This window comes from Serratia sp. PL7, from assembly GCF_945957435.1.
In genome coordinates, this window is the sequence record NZ_CAMFLB010000027.1 from 37,051 (window position 1) to 56,665 (window position 19,615).

General features: G+C 60.1%; 22 protein-coding genes. 11 read left to right on the forward strand and 11 right to left on the reverse strand.

Annotation, left to right across the window (positions count from 1 at the left end):
• Nucleotides 1–63 precede the first annotated feature (63 nt).
• A complete protein-coding gene (gene glpX, locus N6G83_RS45650) occupies nt 64–1,074 on the forward strand; it encodes a class II fructose-bisphosphatase (protein ID WP_025304665.1) in 1,011 nt (336 codons plus the stop codon).
• Between the two features lie 194 nt (nt 1,075–1,268).
• Here glpX and emrD read toward each other — a convergent pair whose 3' ends face one another.
• Complete coding sequence (emrD, locus tag N6G83_RS45655) at nt 1,269–2,453, reverse strand: multidrug efflux MFS transporter EmrD (RefSeq protein ID WP_169541025.1); 1,185 nt, start codon at nt 2,451–2,453, stop codon at nt 1,269–1,271.
• A gap of 297 nt (nt 2,454–2,750) precedes the next feature.
• Here emrD and N6G83_RS45660 point away from each other — a divergent pair, with 297 nt between their 5' ends.
• Nucleotides 2,751–3,362: a metalloregulator ArsR/SmtB family transcription factor gene (locus N6G83_RS45660; RefSeq protein ID WP_169541024.1), complete on the forward strand. Its 612-nt coding sequence runs from the start codon at nt 2,751–2,753 to the stop codon at nt 3,360–3,362.
• Between the two features lie 3 nt (nt 3,363–3,365).
• Entirely contained in the window at nt 3,366–4,112 is a 747-nt protein-coding gene (gene fpr, locus N6G83_RS45665; RefSeq protein WP_004931107.1) for a ferredoxin--NADP(+) reductase, read from the forward strand.
• An 11-nt stretch (nt 4,113–4,123) separates the two neighbouring features.
• On the opposite strand, the gene N6G83_RS45670 is transcribed toward fpr, so the two are convergent.
• The gene (locus tag N6G83_RS45670) at nt 4,124–4,543 is read right to left on the reverse strand and encodes a DUF805 domain-containing protein (protein WP_016929710.1); all 420 of its coding nucleotides are present in this window, start codon (nt 4,541–4,543) and stop codon (nt 4,124–4,126) included.
• A 199-nt stretch (nt 4,544–4,742) separates the two neighbouring features.
• On the opposite strand from N6G83_RS45670, the gene N6G83_RS45675 reads away from it, so the two are divergent.
• Nucleotides 4,743–5,327, forward strand: a complete 585-nt coding sequence (locus tag N6G83_RS45675; protein WP_197771133.1) for a DUF1454 family protein — start codon at nt 4,743–4,745, stop codon at nt 5,325–5,327.
• A 127-nt stretch (nt 5,328–5,454) separates the two neighbouring features.
• A complete protein-coding gene (tpiA, locus tag N6G83_RS45680; protein WP_004931113.1) occupies nt 5,455–6,222 on the forward strand; it encodes a triose-phosphate isomerase in 768 nt (255 codons plus the stop codon).
• A gap of 65 nt (nt 6,223–6,287) precedes the next feature.
• Here the strand turns inward: tpiA and N6G83_RS45685 are convergent, their stop codons facing one another.
• From N6G83_RS45685 to cpxP, 4 genes are all read right to left on the reverse strand, one after another.
• The gene (locus N6G83_RS45685) at nt 6,288–7,277 is read right to left on the reverse strand and encodes a sulfate ABC transporter substrate-binding protein (protein ID WP_043140999.1); all 990 of its coding nucleotides are present in this window, start codon (nt 7,275–7,277) and stop codon (nt 6,288–6,290) included.
• A gap of 183 nt (nt 7,278–7,460) precedes the next feature.
• Nucleotides 7,461–8,423 carry a 6-phosphofructokinase gene (pfkA, locus tag N6G83_RS45690; RefSeq protein ID WP_004931116.1) on the reverse strand — a complete coding sequence of 321 codons (963 nt, stop codon included), beginning with the start codon at nt 8,421–8,423 and terminating at the stop codon, nt 7,461–7,463.
• Between the two features lie 231 nt (nt 8,424–8,654).
• Entirely contained in the window at nt 8,655–9,557 is a 903-nt protein-coding gene (gene fieF, locus N6G83_RS45695) for a CDF family cation-efflux transporter FieF (protein ID WP_260516224.1), read from the reverse strand.
• A 132-nt stretch (nt 9,558–9,689) separates the two neighbouring features.
• Nucleotides 9,690–10,169, reverse strand: a complete 480-nt coding sequence (cpxP, locus tag N6G83_RS45700; RefSeq protein WP_004931122.1) for a cell-envelope stress modulator CpxP — start codon at nt 10,167–10,169, stop codon at nt 9,690–9,692.
• A 148-nt stretch (nt 10,170–10,317) separates the two neighbouring features.
• Between cpxP and cpxR the strand changes: the two genes are divergently transcribed.
• From cpxR to N6G83_RS45725, 5 genes are all read left to right on the forward strand, one after another.
• Entirely contained in the window at nt 10,318–11,016 is a 699-nt protein-coding gene (cpxR, locus tag N6G83_RS45705; protein WP_025304671.1) for an envelope stress response regulator transcription factor CpxR, read from the forward strand.
• Nucleotides 11,013–12,407 (forward strand): envelope stress sensor histidine kinase CpxA, encoded by a 1,395-nt coding sequence (cpxA, locus tag N6G83_RS45710; protein ID WP_015379421.1) that lies wholly within the window; start codon nt 11,013–11,015, stop codon nt 12,405–12,407. The genes cpxR and cpxA overlap by 4 nt, the downstream gene beginning before the upstream one ends.
• 43 nt (nt 12,408–12,450) lie before the next feature.
• Nucleotides 12,451–12,924, forward strand: a complete 474-nt coding sequence (gene trmL / locus N6G83_RS45715; RefSeq protein WP_025304673.1) for a tRNA (uridine(34)/cytosine(34)/5-carboxymethylaminomethyluridine(34)-2'-O)-methyltransferase TrmL — start codon at nt 12,451–12,453, stop codon at nt 12,922–12,924.
• Between the two features lie 50 nt (nt 12,925–12,974).
• A complete protein-coding gene (locus N6G83_RS45720; RefSeq protein WP_049209108.1) occupies nt 12,975–13,748 on the forward strand; it encodes a CHAD domain-containing protein in 774 nt (257 codons plus the stop codon).
• A 104-nt stretch (nt 13,749–13,852) separates the two neighbouring features.
• On the forward strand, nt 13,853–14,524 hold the full coding sequence (locus N6G83_RS45725) for a DUF3313 domain-containing protein (protein ID WP_025304675.1): 672 nt from the start codon (nt 13,853–13,855) through the stop codon (nt 14,522–14,524).
• A gap of 61 nt (nt 14,525–14,585) precedes the next feature.
• On the opposite strand, the gene cysE is transcribed toward N6G83_RS45725, so the two are convergent.
• The 5 genes from cysE to N6G83_RS45750 form a co-directional block, all read right to left on the reverse strand.
• The gene (gene cysE / locus N6G83_RS45730) at nt 14,586–15,407 is read right to left on the reverse strand and encodes a serine O-acetyltransferase (RefSeq protein ID WP_025304676.1); all 822 of its coding nucleotides are present in this window, start codon (nt 15,405–15,407) and stop codon (nt 14,586–14,588) included.
• A gap of 106 nt (nt 15,408–15,513) precedes the next feature.
• Nucleotides 15,514–16,533 (reverse strand): NAD(P)H-dependent glycerol-3-phosphate dehydrogenase, encoded by a 1,020-nt coding sequence (gene gpsA / locus N6G83_RS45735; protein ID WP_025304677.1) that lies wholly within the window; start codon nt 16,531–16,533, stop codon nt 15,514–15,516.
• On the reverse strand, nt 16,533–17,003 hold the full coding sequence (gene secB / locus N6G83_RS45740) for a protein-export chaperone SecB (protein ID WP_025304678.1): 471 nt from the start codon (nt 17,001–17,003) through the stop codon (nt 16,533–16,535). The genes gpsA and secB overlap by 1 nt, the downstream gene beginning before the upstream one ends.
• Before the next feature lie 57 nt (nt 17,004–17,060).
• Entirely contained in the window at nt 17,061–17,309 is a 249-nt protein-coding gene (grxC, locus tag N6G83_RS45745; RefSeq protein ID WP_019452217.1) for a glutaredoxin 3, read from the reverse strand.
• 28 nt (nt 17,310–17,337) lie between these two features.
• Complete coding sequence (locus N6G83_RS45750) at nt 17,338–17,772, reverse strand: rhodanese-like domain-containing protein (RefSeq protein WP_016929700.1); 435 nt, start codon at nt 17,770–17,772, stop codon at nt 17,338–17,340.
• A gap of 297 nt (nt 17,773–18,069) precedes the next feature.
• On the opposite strand from N6G83_RS45750, the gene gpmM reads away from it, so the two are divergent.
• On the forward strand, nt 18,070–19,614 hold the full coding sequence (gene gpmM, locus N6G83_RS45755) for a 2,3-bisphosphoglycerate-independent phosphoglycerate mutase (protein WP_197771131.1): 1,545 nt from the start codon (nt 18,070–18,072) through the stop codon (nt 19,612–19,614).
• The last annotated feature ends 1 nt before the right edge of the window (nt 19,615 follow it).

The following is a 19,615-nucleotide window of genomic DNA, read 5'->3' on the forward strand; positions in this document are numbered from 1 at the left end:
CCGGCGCCGCGCTGTGATAGACTTTGCCGATATTTTCTTCCCTTTCTCACAGACAGGTTTGCCATGAAACGTGAATTAGCCATCGAATTTTCCCGCGTTACCGAAGCCGCTGCGCTGGCGGGCTACAAATGGCTGGGACGCGGCGACAAGAACGCCGCCGACGGTGCGGCGGTCCACGCCATGCGCATCATGCTCAACAAAGTGGACATCGATGGGCGCATCGTGATCGGCGAAGGCGAGATCGACGAAGCGCCGATGCTGTATATCGGCGAACAGGTCGGCAGCGGCCAGGGCGACGCGGTCGACATCGCTGTTGATCCGATCGAAGGCACCCGCATGACCGCCATGGGCCAATCCAACGCGCTGGCGGTCTTGGCGGTGGGCGATCGCGGCACCTTCCTGCACGCGCCGGACATGTACATGGAGAAGCTGGTGGTCGGCCCGGCGGCGCGCGGCGCCATCGATCTCAATCTGCCGCTGGCGGAGAACCTGCGGAACGTCGCCGCGCGGCTGAGCAAACCGCTGTCACAGCTGACGGTCATCGTGTTGGCCAAACCGCGCCACGACGGCGTCATCGCGCAGATGCAGCAGTTGGGCGTGCGGGTATTCGCCATTCCTGACGGCGACGTGGCGGCCTCCATTCTCACCTGCATGCCGGAAAGCGAGGTCGATGTGATGTACGGCATCGGCGGCGCGCCGGAAGGGGTGATCTCAGCCGCAGTGATCCGCGCGCTGGACGGCGACATGCAGGCGCGTTTGCTGCCGCGCCATAAGGTGAAAGGCGACAGCGCCGAAAACCGCCGCATCGGCGAACAGGAGCTGGCGCGCTGCCGGGAAATGGGTATCGAAGCCGGTCAGGCGCTGCGTCTGGATCAGATGGCGCGCAACGACAACGTGATCTTCTCCGCCACCGGCATCACCAAGGGCGATCTGCTGGAGGGCATCAGCCGCCAGGGCAACATGGCCACGACCGAAACCCTGCTGATCCGCGGCAAGTCGCGCACCATCCGCCGCATCCGTTCAACCCACTATCTGGATCGCAAAGACCCGGCGCTGCACGAGTTTCTGCTGTAACGAAACAGGGCGCCGAATGGCGCCCTGATGATTGATGGCAAACCTCATGCCCTTGCCGGGTTGGCAGAGAGCAGCGAATAGAAAACAAGGAAAATCAATTTATTGATTTTCGGCTAATAGCCACAAAGGGGAGAAAAACCACGCTTTTTCTCCCTTTTGTCAACGGTATGAGGGCGCCGAATGGCGCCCTGTCGTTATGCGGTGTGTCCCTGATGCTGCATCCGGTTGGACAGCGGCCACCAGCACAGCAGGATCAACAGCGCCATCGCGAACATCAGCAATCCGAGGCTGAACTGCCCGGTTTGCGGCAGCATGGCGGAAAGCCAGGTCGCCAGACCGGACCCCATGTTCTGCATACCGCCCACCAACGCGCCCGCCGCGCCGGCCAGGTAAGGGAACGGCTCCATCGCCCCGGTGGTCGCCAGCGGGAACAGCATGCCGGCGCCGAAGAAGAACAATGCAGCCGGCACGATCAGCGTCCAGATATTCATCACGCCGAACCAGCCCGGGATCCACATCATCGCTCCCGCCATTAGACAGCTCAGCACCGAATGCCACATCAGGGTGTGGAAGGTTTTGCCATCGCGCCCGGCGTACCAGGCACCGAAAAACGCCGCCGGGATCGGCAGAATGAACAGGATGCTGACGGTCAGGCCGCTCAGCCCCAACACGCCACCCATCAACACGCCGCAGCTGGCTTCAAATACCGCAATCCCCGCCAGCGCGCCGATCAGCATCACCAGATAGCAACTGAAGGTGCTGTCGCTCAGCAGCTGGCGGAAACTGGCCAGCATGCGGCGTTTTTCAGTTTGCACCGGGCGGGTTTCCGGCAACCAACGGAACATCGCGAAGGCGACGCAGGCGCACAGCGCCAGCAGGAAGGCGTAACAGGCGCGCCAGCCGAACACCATCGCCAGCGCGCCGCCGATCACCGGCGCCAGCAGCGGGCTGACCAAAATCCCCATGTTCAGCAGGCTGTTGGCATAGCGCAGCGCGGTGCCGGCATACAGATCGCGCGGCATGGTACGCGCCATCACGCCCGCCACGCCGGTGCCCATCCCCTGGATGGCGCTGGCGGCGACCAGCATCGTCAGGTTGGTGGACAGCAACGCGCCCAGCGCGCCAACCAGGAAGATCATCATACCCGTCAGGATCACCGGACGACGCCCAATACGATCCGATATTGGCCCGTAAATCAGCTGGGAGAAACCGTAGGTTAGCAGATACGCCGCCATCACCCGTTGCACGGCGCCGGTACGAACCGACAGATCGTGGGCGATATCAGCAATCACGGGAACATAAATGGTTTGCGCCATCTGGCCGACGGCAACCAACAGGATAAGCATCACCAGCAGGTGAAAATTCTCTAGTTTTCTCATTATCTTCGTTAACGTTTCAACTCGTCACAGCGTCCCGGTATGGCCGTTGCAGCAGCCAGAACGGCGAGCAGCCCTCTATGGCGGCATAAACTAATCAAATCTGATTTTTTTAGCGAGTTTCAGGCAGATATTGATCCAGGTCACACTGGCAGCAAACCCGACCAGGCTCGTAAATTAAACTGTACGTCTAACGCTTTGGAGTTAAAAATAGCGCCCTTGCAGTAGCCGGGCTTTAGCATTTAATCGATAATTATTTTCATCAACTTGAAATAAAATAACACCATAGGGATTTGGTTCATGAAAACACCTGAGCTGATTTTATTGCAGTTAGAGGCTCTCGGCCCGCACTCGGCCAAAATGCTGGCGGAGCGTCTGGACATCACGCCGATGGGCATCCGACAACATCTGCAATCCCTGGAAAAACGTGAGTTGGTTTGTTACGAAGAAGCGCGCAGCAAGGTCGGCCGCCCGACGCGCTACTGGTCGCTGACCGAACGGGGGCACGCCTATGTGGCCGCCGATCAGGCGCGGCTGCGGGCATCCGCGCTGCAGCTGTTTGGCGGCGCCGGCGTGGAACCGTTGCTCAGCGCGCGCGAAGAGCAGCTTTATCTGCGTTACACCGAAGAGCTGTCCGCCGAACGCAGCCATCAGGACCGGTTAACCCGCCTAGTGCGTCTGCGGCAACACGACGGTTACATGGCAGAATTGCTCGACCATCCGCACGGTGCGCTACTGGTGGAAAACCACTGTCCGATCGGCGTGGCCGGTTCCAACTGCAGCAGCCTGTGCAATTCCGAACTGCAGCTGTTTCATCGCCTGTTCGGCAACAACTACCGGGTAGAGCGCACCGCGCACGCCATTTCCGGCTCACGACATTGTGCTTATTTGATTCGACCACGGGAGCTTTAGAGTATGGCTGAATGGGTAAACGGCAAAGTTACGCAGGTAAAACAATGGACCGACGGGCTGTTCAGCCTGGTGGTCAATGCCCCCATCGATCCTTTCACCGCCGGGCAATTCGCCAAACTGGCGCTGGAGATCGACGGCGAACGGGTGCAACGCGCCTACTCCTACGTCAATGCCCCCGACGACGCCAACCTGGAGTTCTATCTGGTGACGGTGCCGGAAGGCAAACTGAGCCCGCGCCTCAATCAGCTACGGCCGGGGTCGGATGTAATGGTGACCAAAGAAGCGGCCGGCTTCTTCGTGCTGGACGAAGTGCCCGATTGCGACACGCTGTGGATGCTGGCGACCGGCACCGCCATCGGCCCCTATTTATCGATTCTGCAGCAGGGCGTCGGCCTGGAACGCTTTAACAACCTGGTGCTGGTGCACGCCGCGCGTTTCGCGCGCGATCTGAGCTACCTGCCGCTGATGCAGCAACTGCAGCAACGCTACAACGGCAAGCTGCGTATCCAGACCGTCGTCAGCCGCGAAGAAACGCCCGGTTCACTGACCGGCCGCGTGCCGGCGCTGATCGAGGACGGCCGGCTGGAAGCGGCGATCGGCTTGACCATCGACGCCGAAACCAGCCACGTGATGCTGTGCGGCAACCCGCAGATGGTGCGGGACACCCAGCAAACGCTGAAAGACCACCGCCAGATGCGCAAACACCTGCGCCGTAAACCGGGCCACATCACCAGCGAACACTACTGGTAACCCAAAGGGGATCAGCGAAACTTCACCGGTTCGGCTTCCGGGCCGAACCGATTGTCTCCCGGCGTGCCGACGAAGGCGCCCAGATCGATCATCATCATCACGATAATCAGCGTCGGGATGAAACGCCCGACGCCCCATTGCCAGATCGGCGCCAGCATCTGCCAGTTCCCTGCCGCCAGCATCCACGCCAGGATCAGCAGCAGCGCCCACCAGCCGGCCTTGTTGCGATCGTGCAGGCGTTTGACCAGCACCGCCGCCGTCGGCCACAGCAGCGCCACGATAAAGAAGGCGATGGATTGGATGGCGATCAGCTGATAATTGGCCAGCGTAAACGCCGCCGCCATCAGCACCAACCACAGCCCCATCCAGATCCAGAAGTCGCGCCGCCCGATGCGACCCTTAAAAGAAAAACACCACTGTTGTAACGTCATCGATTCCTGCGCTCTAAGCCTGCCCATATTCTGCGCCGCAGTGTAACATAGGCGCTGTCGGGCCGAGTTTTCCGCCTCGCATAACGCGGTGCGCCGCACAGCTTTCTCGTCAGCGAACCGATAATGGTGTGGGATCTTTGACAAGGCCCGCGAGTTATCGCTTTAATCGGAGCCATCTTTGTCCTTGATGCCATACGCCATGCTGAGAAAAACCCTCGTCATCGCCTGCCTGTTGCAGGCCACCGCCAGCGCCTGGGCCGATCCGCCGCCCGCCGATGCAGCACCCGCCGCACCTTACCTGCTGGCCGGGGCGCCGACGTTCGATCTGACGGTGGTCAAATTCCGCGAAAAATACAATCGCGACAACCCGAAGCTGCCGATTGGCGAATTCCGCGCCATTCCCGCCACCGAAGACGATTCGCCGCTGCTGACGCGCGCCGCCAGCAAACTCAACGAAAACCTGTATGCCTCCACCGCGCTGGAGAAAGGCACCGGTAAAATCAAAACGTTGCAGATCACTCATCTGCCGCTGCAGCAGGCCAATGAAGAAAAAGCCGCGCGCGCCATCGCCATCAGCTACATGGCGGCGCTGATGCGCCAGTTCGAACCGGCGTTGACGGTGGAGCAGAGCCAGAACAAGGTGAACAGCCTGCTGGAAAAAGGCAAAGGATCGCGCTTTTACCAACAGCAGGTCGGCGCCATTCGTTATGTCGTCTCGGACAACGGCGATAAAGGCGTAACCTTCGCGGTTGAACCGATTAAGCTAGCGCTTTCCGAGCCGTAACGGCGCGGCAATTAATGACGAAAAGCAAAGCCTTCGCGCTTAATGATCTCTATACTGTTGGGCAGGTAAACTGCCGGTCCGGCAGTTGTCATTTCGACTCTCGCGTTCCCTAGTTGGAGGAAAAAACATGCGTCATCCATTAGTTATGGGTAACTGGAAGCTTAACGGCAGCACTCACATGGTCAACGAACTGATCGCCGGTCTGCGCAATGAGCTGAGCAGCGTTGACGGCTGTGGCGTCGCCATCGCCCCGCCGGTGATGTATCTGGATCAGGCCAAGCACGCGCTGGCCGGCAGCCGCATCGCGCTGGGCGCGCAGAACGTGGACGTTAACCTGTCCGGCGCCTTCACCGGTGAAGTTTCCGCCAACATGCTGAAAGACGTCGGCGCCCAGTACATCATCATCGGCCACTCCGAGCGTCGTACCTACCACAAAGAAAGCGACGAAGTGATCGCCGAGAAATTCGCCGTGCTGAAAGAAGCCGGCCTGATCCCGGTACTGTGCATCGGTGAAACCGAAGCGGAAAACGCGGCGGGCAAAACTGAAGAAGTGTGCGCGCGCCAGATCGACGCCGTGCTGAAAACGCTGGGCGCACCGGCGATGAAAGGCACCGTGATCGCCTATGAGCCGGTCTGGGCCATCGGTACCGGCAAATCCGCGACCCCTGCACAGGCACAGGCCGTGCACAAATTTATCCGCGATCACATCGCCAAACACGATGCCGCGGTTGCCGCTGAAATCATCATCCAGTACGGCGGTTCGGTGAACGACAAGAACGCCGCAGAGCTGTTCTCCCAGCCGGACATCGACGGCGCGCTGGTGGGCGGCGCCTCGCTGAAAGCCGACGCTTTCGCCGTGATCGTCAAAGCCGCTGCCGCAGCAAAAAAAGCCTGATTGCCCTAGGCTTGCCATAAAAAAACCCCGGCTTGCCGGGGTTTTTTATTGCCGCTCAAACGGCATCAGCGTTTGCTTATTTCGTCGAACACGCCGCCGGTAGCGAAGTGCACCTTCTGCGCTTCGGTCCAGCCGCCGAAAGTGTCATCCACGGTGAACAACTTCAGCTGCGGGAACTGCCCGGCGAACTTGGCCGCCACCGCCGCATCGCGTGGGCGATAATAGTTCTGCGCCGCAATAGTCTGCCCTTCCGGTGAATACAGATACTTCAGGTAGGCGGTCGCCACGTCGCGGGTACCACGTTTATCGACGACCTTATCCACCACCGACACCGTCGGTTCGGCCAGGATCGATTCGCTCGGCGTAATAATCTCGAACTTGTCTTTGCCCAGCTCTTTCTCCGCCAGCAACGCTTCGTTTTCCCAAGCGATCAGCACGTCGCCGATGCCGCGCTCAACGAAGGTGTTGGTCGAACCGCGCGCGCCGGAATCCAGCACTTCGACGTTCTTGTACAGGTTTTTGACGAAGTCCTGCGCCTTGGCCTTATCGTTGTTGTTGTGGTGCAACGCGTAGCCCCAGGCGGCCAGGTAATTCCAGCGGGCGCCACCGGAGGTTTTCGGATTCGGGGTGATCACCGACACGCCCGGCTTAATCAAGTCAGGCCAGTCATGAATTTGCTTCGGGTTGCCTTTGCGCACCAGGAAGACGATGGTCGACGTGTAAGGCGCCGAGTTGTCCGGCAAGCGTTTGATCCAGTCTTTCTCAATGCGCCCGCGTTCGGCGATGGCGTCAACGTCATAGGCCAGCGCCAGCGTCACCACGTCGGCCTCGATGCCGTTGATCACCGAGGTCGCCTGTTTGCCGGAACCGCCGTGCGACTGTCGCACCGTCACCTTGTCGCCGGTTTCCGCCTGATAGTGCTTGCTGAATGCCGTGTTGTAAGCCTGATAGAACTCACGCGTCGGATCGTATGACACGTTCAGCAACTGAATATCCTTCGCCATGGCGCCGGACGCCAACAGCACCAATGTCAGACCTACACCCCATTTACGCATCGACAGGCTCTCCCAGAAAATTAACGCAACCTCAATCGGTTGATTTAGCATCAGAGCCTGCCAGAAACTTTCCCGGCAATTAAAGAATAAAAAATTTTGGGATAGATGATTCTGGAATATGTCGCCGACGGGCATAAAAAAGCCCCCGCAAGCGGAGGCTTTCGGCGCGCGGAGAGCGGCGAATCAGTACAGCTTTTTCGCCGTTTCCAGCCAGTCGCCCTTGAACGGACGCTTCATGTTTTCGATCGCGTCGATGATGTCGTGATGCACCATTTTTTCGTTCTGGATACCGACGCAGCGGCCGCCGTAACCCTGCAGCAGCAGTTCGATGGCGTAGGCGCCCATGCGCGAGGCCAGGATGCGGTCGTAGGCGACCGGTGAACCACCGCGTTGAATGTGGCCCAGCACGGTGGCGCGGGTTTCACGCTTGGTTTCCTGCTCGATGTGGCGCGCCAGCTCATCGATGTCGCAGATGTGCTCGGTGATCGCCACGATGGCGTGTTTTTTACCCTTGGCGATACCGGCCTTGATTTCGCACACCAGATCTTCGCGATTGAATTCGATTTCAGGCAGCACGATGAATTCGCAACCGCCGGCAATCGCCGCCGCCAGCGTCAGATCGCCGCAGTAACGGCCCATCACTTCCACGATGGAGATACGCTGGTGCGACGAGGAGGTATCGCGCAGGCGGTCGATCGCTTCCACCACGGTTTCCAGCGCGGTGAAGTAACCGATAGTGTAGTCGGTACCGGCGACATCGTTATCGATGGTGCCTGGCAGGCCGATGCACGGGAAGCCTTCTTCCGTCAGGCGTTTGGCGCCCATGTAGGAACCGTCGCCGCCGATCACCACCAGCGCGTCGATGCCGCGATTCTTCAGGTTTTCAATCGCCTTGGCACGCACGTTTTCATCCCTGAACTCCGGGAAGCGGGCCGAGCCGAGGAAGGTGCCGCCGCGGTTGATCATGTCGGACACGCTATAGCGGTCCAGCTGCTCCATGCGATCTTCGTACAAGCCAAGGTAGCCATCGTAAATACCAAAAACTTCCAGACCTTCTGAAAGCGCAGAACGCACAACGCCGCGGATTGCAGCGTTCATACCCGGCGAATCACCGCCGCTCGTCAGTACACCGATTTTCTTGATCATGACTACCTCTGAACTGTGTAGATGCAATTTCTTAAGAATTCTGTCTCCGCCGATCGTCTTGAAACCTCTCCGGCTGCAGAAAACCAGCTTTACGGCTTATTGCTGGATATTATATCAAAAACACCCAGCTGAATTGATTCAAGTCACGCAATATAACGGTAAAAACACCGCATGGCACGCTGAGCTAACTCAGATATTCATGATAATACTTCGCGCTATGCCTCTATCTGATTATAGCTCCCAATGCCCCTGCCTACCCGGCGGCACCACGGAGCACGGATCCAGGTGAATGATGACGTCCGCCCCCGCAAAACGGTGTCGCAACGCCTGTTCCACCTGATCGGCCAACCGATGCGCCTCACGCAGCGGCAGCGTGTCTTCCATCTCCAGATGCAGCTGGATGAAACGCGTCGGCCCCGACTGACGCGTGCGCAGATCGTGCGCGCCTTTCACCCCGGGCCAGGAGGAAACCACCTCGATAATCGCCTGGCGTTCGTCATCCGGCAACGCCCGATCCAGTAGCGACTGCACCGCTTCGTAGCCCATGCGCAGCGCGCTATAGAGGATGTATACGCCGATGCCCAGCGCGAACAGCGCATCTGCCCGGTGGAAGCCGTACCAGCTTAGCCCAAGAGCGATAAGAATAGCACCATTCATCATGACATCTGACTGATAATGCAGCATATCTGCGCGCACCGCCTGGCTACGGGTTTTCCTGACCACCCAACGTTGATAGGTGACCAGAATCAGGGTGCTGATTAACGCGATCACCGTCACGACGATCCCAACGCCGGGATCGCGCAGCGTTTGCGGCGCATACAGGTGCTGGAAGCCGGTGAGGAACAGAAACAGGGCGGAGCCGGAAATAAACATGCTTTGCGCCAGCGCCGCCAGCGACTCCGCTTTGCCGTGGCCGAAGGCGTGCTCAGCATCGGCCGGCTGCAGCGAATAGCGCACCACCAGAAGGTTGGTCAGCGAGGCGGCGATATCGACCAACGAATCCACCAGCGCCGCCAACAGGCTGACCGAACCGGTGTGGTACCAGGCGACGATTTTGATCAACAGCAGCGACGACGCCAACGCAGTTGCGGCCAACGCAGCGGACTTTACCAGGCGAGCATAACGCTGTTCCATTAAGGGATCCCGGTCAAAAGGTGTGGCGCTCAATATAGCGAAATGTCGGATAAAAAAAACCCCGCCATCATGGCGGGGAAGACAGGGATGGTGTCTATGGCAAGGAAAAACAGGGGACTACTCAGTCGTACTTCACTTCTGGGCAGAAGCTTGCTGCAAACCAGAAATTTGTTGCTCCATCTGCTGCATACGCTGCTGATGTTTCTGGTCTAAAACACTTTTTTGCTCTGGCGTCAGCAGGTTATACATTTGGTTGCGCACCCGGGCCATTTCGACCTGGCGCTTGACCTGCTGTTGGGCCATCTTCTCCGCCTGGGCGTACACGGCGGCTTCGTCAAATTTCTCTGCGGTCACCAGTTTATGCATGGCTTCCATTTCAGCTACATTGACACCAGGCAGATCGTGCCGGGCCTGACGCATCAAATCGCGCATTTGCTGACGCTGCTGTTCGCTGAGGCTGACACCGTCGAACATATGGTGCTGGCCGGGTATTCGGGTCATCGCGTCGTTGCCGGGAGGTTGGGCTGTGTCCGGTATAGTGTCGGCAGCGAAGGCAGCGGTCGAACCAATTGCCAGCAGTGATGCCATAACTAATGCGGTCACCTTACGCATTTCAACTCCTCAAGCTTTCTCACTTTGCGAATCAACGAGGAGCAGTGTACCGCTACACCTGAAAACCTGCGTCAGTGCATGTAAAACTACGTAAAGTCATGGAATGGCAACAGTTGATGACGTATTTTGCGTCTGGAGGTAAATCATAATGAACAAGATTCTGTTAGTTGACGACGACCGCGAGTTGACCTCGCTGTTAAAAGAACTGCTTGAAATGGAAGGTTTTAATATCGTCGTCGCGCACGATGGCGAGCAGGCGTTGTCGCTGCTGGACAGCTCCATCGATCTGCTGCTGCTCGACATCATGATGCCGAAGAAAAACGGCATCGATACGCTGAAAGAACTGCGCCAACATCACCAGACACCGGTCATCATGCTGACCGCGCGCGGCAGCGAACTGGACCGCGTGCTGGGCCTGGAGCTGGGCGCCGATGATTACCTGCCGAAACCCTTCAACGATCGCGAGCTAGTCGCGCGCATTCGCGCCATTCTGCGCCGTTCCAACTGGAGCGAACAGCAGCAGCAGGTCGACAGCGGCGCCCCGACGCTGGATGTCGATGGCCTGCAGCTGAATCCCGGCCGCCAGGAGGCCAGCTTCGACGGCCAGGTGCTGGATCTGACCGGCACCGAGTTCACCCTGCTTTACCTGCTGGCGCAACACCTCGGGCAGGTGGTATCGCGCGAACTGCTGAGCCAGGAAGTGCTGGGCAAACGCCTGACTCCGTTCGATCGCGCTATCGACATGCACATCTCCAACCTGCGGCGTAAGCTGCCGGATCGCAAAGACGGGCATCCGTGGTTCAAAACCCTGCGCGGGCGTGGTTATTTGATGGTATCTGCAACATGATCAACAGTTTGACGGCACGCATCTTCGCCATTTTCTGGTTTACGTTAGCCCTGGTGCTAATGCTGGTGCTGATGGTGCCCAAGCTCGACTCCCGCCAAATGACCTCGCTGCTCGACAGCGAGCAGCGGCAGGGGTTGATGCTGGAACAGCACGTCGAGGCCGAGTTGCAAAACGATCCGGCCAACGATCTGATGTGGTGGCGCCGCCTGTTCCGCGCCATCGACAAATGGGCGCCGCCGGGCCAACGCCTGTTGCTGGTCACCAGCGAAGGCCGGGTGATCGGCGCGCAGCGCAACGAAATGCAGATCGTCCGCAACTTCATCGGCCAATCCGATAATTCGGATCATCCCAAGAAGAAAAAGTACGGCCGCGTCGAGCTGGTCGGGCCGTTCGCGGTGCGCGACGGCGAAGACAACTACCAGCTGTACCTGATCCGTCCCGCCAACAGCCCGCAATCCGATTTCATCAACCTGATGTTCGACCGGCCGCTGCTGCTGCTGATCGTCACCATGCTGATCAGCGCCCCGCTGCTGCTGTGGCTGGCCTGGAGCCTGGCGAAACCAGCACGCAAGCTGAAGAACGCCGCCGATGACGTGGCGCGCGGCAACCTGAAGCAGCATCCGGAGCTGGAGGCCGGCCCGCAGGAGTTCCTGGCCACCGGCGCCAGCTTCAACCAGATGGTCAGCGCGCTGGAACGCATGATGAACGCCCAGCAACGGCTGATCTCGGACATCTCGCACGAGCTGCGCACGCCGCTGACGCGCCTGCAGCTGGCCACCGCGCTGATGCGCCGCCGCCACGGCGAAGGGCACGAACTGGCGCGCATCGAAACCGAAGCGCAGCGGCTGGATTCGATGATCAACGATCTGCTGGCGCTGTCGCGCGGGCAGCAAAAGGGCGAGCTGGCGCGCGAGCAGTTGAAGGCCAACGAACTGTGGGCCGACGTGCTGGACAACGCCCGTTTCGAAGCGGAACAGATGGGCAAGCAGCTGGAGATCGCTGCGCCGCCAGGTCCGTGGACGCTGTTCGGCAACGCGAGCGCGCTGGACAGCGCGTTGGAAAACATCGTGCGCAACGCCCTGCGGTATTCTCACACCCGCATTGCCGTGGCGTTCAGCGCCGACAATCAGGGCGTGACCATCCAGGTTGACGACGACGGCCCCGGCGTCAGCGCCGAAGACCGCGAGCAGATCTTCCGTCCGTTCTACCGCACCGATGAAGCGCGCGACCGTGAGTCCGGCGGCACCGGCCTCGGCCTGGCGATCGTCGAGGCGGCGGTCAACCAGCATCGCGGCTGGGTGAAGGCCGAAGACAGCCCGCTTGGCGGCCTGCGGCTGGTGCTGTGGCTGCCGCTGCATCATCAACGCCTATCGTCTAAGACAGAACAGTAAGAGTTTGCTATCCTGCGCCCCTCGTTCACGAGGGGCCTGCAACATGCTGAACATCGTTTTATTTGAACCCGAAATTCCACCCAATACCGGCAATATCATCCGCCTGTGCGCCAATACCGGCTTTAATCTGCATCTGATCGAACCGCTGGGTTTTCCGTGGGACGACAAACGCCTGCGCCGCGCCGGGCTGGATTACCATGAGTTCACCCGCGTCCACCGTCATGCCGACTACGCCGCTTTTCTCGCCGCCGAAAATCCGCAGCGGCTGTTTGCCCTCACCACCAAGGGCACGCCGGCGCACAGCGCCGTCAGCTACCAGGCCGGCGACTACCTGCTGTTCGGTCCGGAAACGCGTGGATTGCCTGCCGACATCCTCGATGCGCTGCCCGCGCAGCAAAAAATCCGCATCCCAATGCAGGCGCAAAGCCGCAGCATGAACCTGTCGAATGCCGTATCGGTGGTGGTGTATGAAGCCTGGCGGCAGTTGGACTATGCCGGCGCGCTGATCAAAGCGTAATCCGCGACGACGCGCCATACTGGAAGGGTTAACCTCTCCAGATACGGCACATGGCTTTCATCGCAGATATTGTTACCCAGCTTCGCCGGCTCGAATCGGCGCTGAACGAGGCGCTGTTGCGGCTGCAACAGGCGCAAGACACCGAGGCGCTACACGACTTGCGCGTCTGCCTGCGCCGCATTCGCAGCCTGCTGCGTCCGTTGCGCGGCTGCCCCGGCGCAACGCGGCTCGATCGGGCCGCCGCCGAGTTGGGCAAGCTCACGACGCCTCTGCGCGATCTCGAGGTGCTGATCGTCGAATTGGCGCACCATCGCCTCGATTGGCAGGCCAACGTGCGCCAAAGCGATTTTCAGGCCCGCTGCCGCCAACTGCTCGCCAACCCGCTGCTCATCAGCTTCCCTTCGCTATTGCACGCCTGGCCGCACCGCTTTCGCCGCATCGCGCAGCGCCTCGCCAAACACCGTGTGAATCGACGCCTGCAGCGCCAGCAGCGGCAATTGCGCCGGGCGTTGGCTGATACCGGCTACGATCGCCACCGTCTGCGGCTGCTGGTCAAACGCCTGCGCTACGCGGCCGAAGCCTACCCGCAACGCCTCCCCCTCTCTCCCGCCGCAATGGCGGGCCTGAAAGCGGTGCAAAACGCCCTCGGCGATTGGCACGACCGGGAGGTCTGGTGCCTGCAGGCAGAACATCAGGCGGATCTCTGGCCCTTGTTGCCCCGATGGCAAGCAGAGCAACACCAGGCGCTGGCCAGAGCGGACGTCTTGCTCGTTGCCTTATCACCCGCACTGGTGGCGAAAACCGGCGGCGCATCACGATCCTGAAAAAAGGCCGCAGCAGGGCACGCCCGGCCCCGAAAATGCCCGATGAGGCGCAGATAATGCGCTATGTTTTGTAAGGGTAATCACCACTCATCATAGGAAACCACATGAAAAAACAACGCTTGAGCGTTGCCATGGCCGTTCTGGCAGCGGGCCTGTTGCTGGCGGGCTGTTCGTCCAAAGTCACCCAAACGTCGCAATATTCGGGCTTCTTGTCCGATTACAGCAAACTGCAGGAAACCACCTCGCCAAGCGGTCATAAAACGCTGCGCTGGGTAGATCCGAGCTACAAGGAATCCAACTATCGCGGTATCTATTTCCAACCGGTGGTCTATTTCCCGGCGGAGAAACCCACGGCGCGCGTCAGCCAGGACACGCTGAACAAGATTAAGGCCTACGCGACCCAGCGAATCAAAACCGCGCTGCAGAACCGCTTTACCATTCTGCCAAGCCCGACGGGCTCGCGCGTTCTGGTGGCCAAACTCGCCATCACCGCCGTTTCGGCCGAAAACGAAGACATGAAGTTCTATGAAGTGGTGCCGGTCGCTGCAGTGGTTGCCAGCACCATGGCGGCTACCGGGCACCGGACGCAAAATACCGCGCTGTATATTGAAGGCGAGTTGATCGACCAGGATACCGGTAAAACGGTGATGGAAGTGGTACGCAAGGCCTACGGTAAAACCGTCAACAACGACAGCACGCCGGTCACGGCGGATGACGTCAAGGCGGCGATCGACGACATCGTTACCGATATCACCCAGTTCCCGAAACAGGGCTGACCGCCGCCTGAAAAACACAGGGGGAGCCAAAGCTCCCCCTGAATGGATACGCAAACGGCGTTCAAATGCCGTCGCCGTACTCGAAACCGTGGTTGGTACCGTTGAAGTATTGGTCCATATCCATCGACGGCGTATCGCTCTCCGGCCGCCCGACGATGCGCGCCGGCACCCCGGCGGCGGTGGTATGCGGCGGCACCGCCTGCAAAACCACCGAACCCGCGCCGATCTTCGCGCCCTTGCCCACTTCGATATTGCCGAGAATTTTGGCGCCGGCGCCAATCATCACCCCTTCGCGGATTTTCGGGTGACGGTCGCCGCTGGTTTTACCGGTACCGCCGAGAGTGACCGACTGCAGGATAGAAACGTTGTTCTCCACCACCGCCGTTTCACCGATCACGATGCCGGTAGCGTGGTCAAGCATGATGCCGCAGCCGATGGTCGCCGCCGGGTGGATGTCCACGCCGAAGGCGACGGAAATTTGATTTTGCAGGTAGATAGCCAGCGCTTGCCGCCCTTGCTGCCACAGCCAATGGCCGATGCGGTAAGCCTGCAGCGCATGGAACCCTTTGAGGTAAAGCAGCGGCGTGGAGTATTTATCGACCGCCGGGTCGCGCAGCCGCACCGCGAGGATATCGCGCGCCGCCGAAACGATCATCTGATTGTCGGACTTGTAGGCCTCTTCCACCACCTCGCGCACCGCGATGGCGGGCATGATCGGCGTCGCCAGCTTGTTGGCCAGCATATAGCTGAGCGCGCTGCCCAGATTCTCGTGCTTGAGCAACGTCGCATGGAAAAAGCTGGCCAGCATCGGTTCACAATCAGCCAGTGCTCGCGCTTCTGATTTAATGCTGTTCCAGACCTGTTCCAACTCTTCTGACGACATCACATACCCCTTTGCCTTGCCAAACGGGCCGCTTCACACGGTAGCGCGGAGCGGCCCAGGTCATTTGCGGGGTCAGCATTCCGCTGCCCCGACATATCGTTTTATGTCACGCGCTGGGTTTTTCGTCCTTTCGGGCTCGCCCCAGCAGGCTCAGCGCCGCTTCGCGGGCGTCTTTATGGCAGTAAAGCACCTGATAAATCTGTTCGGTGATCGGCATTTCCACGCCGTGCCGCTGCGCCAGCGCCAACACCTCTTTGGTATTGCGATAGCCCTCGACCACCTGACCGATGCTGTCCTGCGCTTCCTGCACGCCTTTACCTTGCCCCAGCATAATGCCGAAGCGGCGGTTGCGCGATTGGTTGTCCGTGCAGGTTAGCACCAGATCCCCCAGCCCCGCCATGCCCATGAACGTCGAAGGATCGGCGCCCAGCGCAGAACCCAGACGGCTCATTTCCGCCAGCCCGCGCGTAATCAACGCGGTGCGGGCGTTGGCGCCGAAACCGATGCCGTCGGACATGCCAGCGCCGATGGCGATCACATTCTTCACCGCGCCGCCAAGCTGCACGCCGATAAAGTCGGGATTGCTGTAGACGCGGAAGCTCTTGCCGCAGTGCAACAGCTGTTGCAGATCGTCGGCGAACTGCGCATCGGTCGCCGCCAGCGCGATCGCCGTCGGCAGACCGGCGGCCAGCTCTTTGGCGAACGTCGGCCCGGAGAGCACCGCCAGCGGGATCGTCTCGCCCAGCGCCTCACGCGCCACGTCCTGCAGCAATCGCCCGGTTTCCGCTTCCAACCCCTTGGTGGCCCACACGATGCGGGCGTCCGGGCGCAGATGCGGCTTCAGTTGACGCAGCACGTCGCCAAACACGTGGCTTGGCACCACCACCAGCACGTCGCGGCTGGCCGCCAGCGCACGCGCCAAATCGGCCTCAAGCAGCAGGGTATCGGGGAAAGGAACGTCGGGCAGAAACGCCTGATTGCAGCGATCTTGCTGCAACGTTTGAATTTGCGCGGGGTTGTGCCCCCACAGCACCACGGCATGGCCGTTACGCGCCAGCGTAATGGCCAATGCGGTGCCGTACGAGCCGGCACCGATAACAGTCATTGAAGCATTGACGGTGTTCATCAGGCATCCTGATGTGGTGCGGCACCTTCGCCTTCCGCCTGCTGCTGCAGATAGTTCATGAACAGCGCGTCAAAGTTGACCGGTGCCAGGTTCAGCTGCGGGAATGTACCGCGGGAAACCAGGCTGGTGATGCACTCGCGCGCATACGGGAACAGGATGTTCGGGCAGTATGCACCCAGGCAATGCGCCAGCTGCGTGCCTTCGATACCTGCTACCGAGAAGATGCCCGCCTGTTGCACTTCGCACAGGAACGCGGTCTCTTCGCCCAGGCTCGCCGTCACGGTTACGCGCAGTACCACTTCATACACTTCGTCAGCCAGCTGGCTGGACGCGGTATCCAGATCAAGTTTAACTTCCGGCTGCCATTCCTGCTGGAAAACCTGCGGCGCATTCGGCGCTTCGAAGGAGATATCCTTGGTATAGATACGTTGGATCTGGAAAGCCATTTCGGTGCTGTTTTGTTCTGACATGTGAGTAATACCCTTGGTTAAACGTCCTTATTGACACTCGGTGAGCCGGCAAGCTGCTTAAAGCAGCGGATCCAGGCCGCCGCGAGCATCGAGTTCATATAAATCATCACAGCCGCCGATATGCCGGCCATCGATGAAAATCTGCGGCACGGTGGTGCGCCCACTGCGCTCGATCATCACTTCGCGCTTGGCACTATCGCCGTCGATGGCGATCTCGTTAAACGCCGCGCCCTTGCTGTTCAACAGCGCCTTGGCGCGATGGCAGAACGGACAGGTCGCTTTGGTGTAGATATCAATGTTAGCCATGGATTGCCACCTCAAATAGGTTAAACGGTTACTTACCGCGCACCAGCGGCAGGTTTTCTCCGCTCCAGCCGGCGATGCCGTCTTTCAGCATCGTCACCTTTTCAAAACCGGCCTTGCTCAGGTTCTCCGCCGGCTCGCGGGAGGCGGTGCCGTTGGCGCACACGACGATGATCGGCTGCGCTTTGTGTTTTTCCAGCTCGCCCAGGCTGCCGCTTTTGATTTCGCTGGCGGTCAGGTTGATGGCGCTGGCCAGGTGACCACGGCGGAAATCGTCGCGGCTGCGGGTGTCGACCACCACGGCTTCTTCTTTGTTGATCAGGCGGATAGCTTCACCGCGAGCGATCTCTTTGACCTTGGAGAAACGGCTTTTGAAGGTCATGACGATCACGGCGACCAGCAGAGCGATCCAAGCCAGGCTCAGAATCGGGTGTCTGCTTACGAATGGCATAATTTCTTGCAGCATGGGGTGTAACAACTCCCGTCAGTTAAGGGATAAATAAGTCAAGGTTCCAGAGTATACCTGCCGAGTGCGGCAAATACAGCCAATAAGCAAGCGCGATTGTAGAAACTGCGGGCTGCGCTGAGAAATTCCCGAGGTCAGAGCATAAAAGCCCGCGCGATTCGCCGCAACCTTGATCTCTTTGGGCTATTTCTCGCCGGCGGCGATGTAAAATCAGCCGGTTTTTCGAGGGCGAACAGCCATGCTTGCGGCGGGCGCATGGCTATTCGCAGCTTAAAAAGTTCATAAGAGGTCAATGCAATGTCGAGCAACAAAAAACCGATGGTACTGGTGATCCTGGACGGTTACGGCCACCGTGAGGAACGGCAGGACAACGCGATCCTGAACGCCGGCACCCCGGTGATGGACCGTCTGTGGCGGGAGCAGCCGCATACGCTGATCGCCGCCTCCGGGCTGGATGTCGGCCTGCCCGACGGCCAAATGGGCAACTCCGAAGTCGGCCACGTCAACCTGGGCGCCGGGCGCATCGTCTACCAGGATCTGACCCGGCTGGACAAAGCGATCGCCGACGGCGACTTCTTCGCCAACCCGGTGCTGACCGCCGCGGTCGATAAAGCCGTAGCGGCCGGCAAGGCGGTGCATATCATGGGCCTGCTGTCGCCGGGCGGCGTGCACAGCCACGAAGAGCACATTCTGGCCATGATCAAGCTGGCCGCCCAACGCAGCGCCAAAGCCGTTTATCTGCATGCCTTCCTCGACGGGCGCGACACGCCGCCGCGCAGCGCCGAAGCCCCGCTGCAACGCTGCCGCGACGCCTTCGCCGCGCTGGGCGTCGGGCGCATCGCCTCGCTGATCGGCCGCTACTACGCGATGGACCGCGACAACCGCTGGGATCGCGTGCAGCTGGCCTATGACCTGCTGACCGCGGCCAAGGGCGACTACGTGGCCGACGATGCGATCGCCGGCCTGCAGGGCGCCTACCAGCGCGGTGAAAACGACGAGTTCGTCAAACCGACCGTCATTCGCGCCGCCGGTGAGGCCGATGCCGCGATGCAGGACGGCGATGCGTTGATCTTCATGAACTTCCGCGCTGACCGCGCGCGCCAGATCACCCGCGCTTTCGTGAACGCGGATTTCGACGGTTTCCCGCGCGCCAAGCGGGTGCAGTTCGGCGATTTCGTGATGCTGACCGAGTACGCCGCCGACATCGCGACCGCCTGCGCCTATCCGCCGGCGTCGCTGGCCAACACCTTCGGCGAATGGCTGATGAAGCACGACAAAACCCAGCTGCGCATCTCGGAAACCGAAAAATACGCCCACGTCACCTTCTTCTATAACGGCGGCGTGGAAGCGCCGTTCAAAGGGGAAGACCGCGTGCTGGTCAATTCGCCGAAGGTCGCCACCTACGATCTGCAGCCGGAGATGAGCGCCGCCGAGCTGACCGACAAACTGCTGAGCGCCATCCGCAGCGGCAAATACGACGCCATTATCTGCAACTACCCGAACGGCGACATGGTGGGGCATACCGGCGTGTATGAAGCAGCGGTCAAAGCGGTGGAGACGCTGGATGCCTGCATCGCCCAGGTGGTTGACGCGGTGCGCGACGTCGACGGCCAACTGCTGATCACCGCCGATCACGGCAACGCCGAGCAGATGCGCGATCCGGCCACCGGCCAGGCGCATACCGCCCACACCAGCCTGCCGGTACCGCTGATTTACGTCGGCAAACCGGCACGGGCGGTCGAAGGCGGCAAGCTTTCGGACATCGCGCCAACCCTGTTAACGCTGATGGGAATGGAAATCCCGCAAGAGATGACTGGTAAGCCGCTGTTCATCGTGGAATAAT

Bases quoted from the DNA above. Each gene is read 5' to 3' on its own strand.
- trmL (WP_025304673.1), top strand. From the start codon at position 12,451: ATGCTGAACATCGTTTTATTTGAACCCGAAATTCCACCCAATACCGGC.
- tpiA (WP_004931113.1), top strand. From the start codon at position 5,455: ATGCGTCATCCATTAGTTATGGGTAACTGGAAGCTTAACGGCAGCACT.
- gpmM (WP_197771131.1), top strand. From the start codon at position 18,070: ATGTCGAGCAACAAAAAACCGATGGTACTGGTGATCCTGGACGGTTAC.
- pfkA (WP_004931116.1), bottom strand. From the start codon at position 8,423: ATGATCAAGAAAATCGGTGTACTGACGAGCGGCGGTGATTCGCCGGGT.
- N6G83_RS45670 (WP_016929710.1), bottom strand. From the start codon at position 4,543: ATGACGTTACAACAGTGGTGTTTTTCTTTTAAGGGTCGCATCGGGCGG.
- cpxP (WP_004931122.1), bottom strand. From the start codon at position 10,169: ATGCGTAAGGTGACCGCATTAGTTATGGCATCACTGCTGGCAATTGGT.
- secB (WP_025304678.1), bottom strand. From the start codon at position 17,003: ATGTCAGAACAAAACAGCACCGAAATGGCTTTCCAGATCCAACGTATC.
- emrD (WP_169541025.1), bottom strand. From the start codon at position 2,453: ATGAGAAAACTAGAGAATTTTCACCTGCTGGTGATGCTTATCCTGTTG.
- glpX (WP_025304665.1), top strand. From the start codon at position 64: ATGAAACGTGAATTAGCCATCGAATTTTCCCGCGTTACCGAAGCCGCT.
- gpsA (WP_025304677.1), bottom strand. From the start codon at position 16,533: ATGAACACCGTCAATGCTTCAATGACTGTTATCGGTGCCGGCTCGTAC.
- cpxR (WP_025304671.1), top strand. From the start codon at position 10,318: ATGAACAAGATTCTGTTAGTTGACGACGACCGCGAGTTGACCTCGCTG.
- N6G83_RS45750 (WP_016929700.1), bottom strand. From the start codon at position 17,772: ATGCTGCAAGAAATTATGCCATTCGTAAGCAGACACCCGATTCTGAGC.
- cysE (WP_025304676.1), bottom strand. From the start codon at position 15,407: ATGTCGTCAGAAGAGTTGGAACAGGTCTGGAACAGCATTAAATCAGAA.
- cpxA (WP_015379421.1), top strand. From the start codon at position 11,013: ATGATCAACAGTTTGACGGCACGCATCTTCGCCATTTTCTGGTTTACG.
- N6G83_RS45720 (WP_049209108.1), top strand. From the start codon at position 12,975: ATGGCTTTCATCGCAGATATTGTTACCCAGCTTCGCCGGCTCGAATCG.
- fpr (WP_004931107.1), top strand. From the start codon at position 3,366: ATGGCTGAATGGGTAAACGGCAAAGTTACGCAGGTAAAACAATGGACC.
- N6G83_RS45725 (WP_025304675.1), top strand. From the start codon at position 13,853: ATGAAAAAACAACGCTTGAGCGTTGCCATGGCCGTTCTGGCAGCGGGC.
- N6G83_RS45675 (WP_197771133.1), top strand. From the start codon at position 4,743: ATGCTGAGAAAAACCCTCGTCATCGCCTGCCTGTTGCAGGCCACCGCC.
- N6G83_RS45660 (WP_169541024.1), top strand. From the start codon at position 2,751: ATGAAAACACCTGAGCTGATTTTATTGCAGTTAGAGGCTCTCGGCCCG.
- N6G83_RS45685 (WP_043140999.1), bottom strand. From the start codon at position 7,277: ATGCGTAAATGGGGTGTAGGTCTGACATTGGTGCTGTTGGCGTCCGGC.
- grxC (WP_019452217.1), bottom strand. From the start codon at position 17,309: ATGGCTAACATTGATATCTACACCAAAGCGACCTGTCCGTTCTGCCAT.
- fieF (WP_260516224.1), bottom strand. From the start codon at position 9,557: ATGGAACAGCGTTATGCTCGCCTGGTAAAGTCCGCTGCGTTGGCCGCA.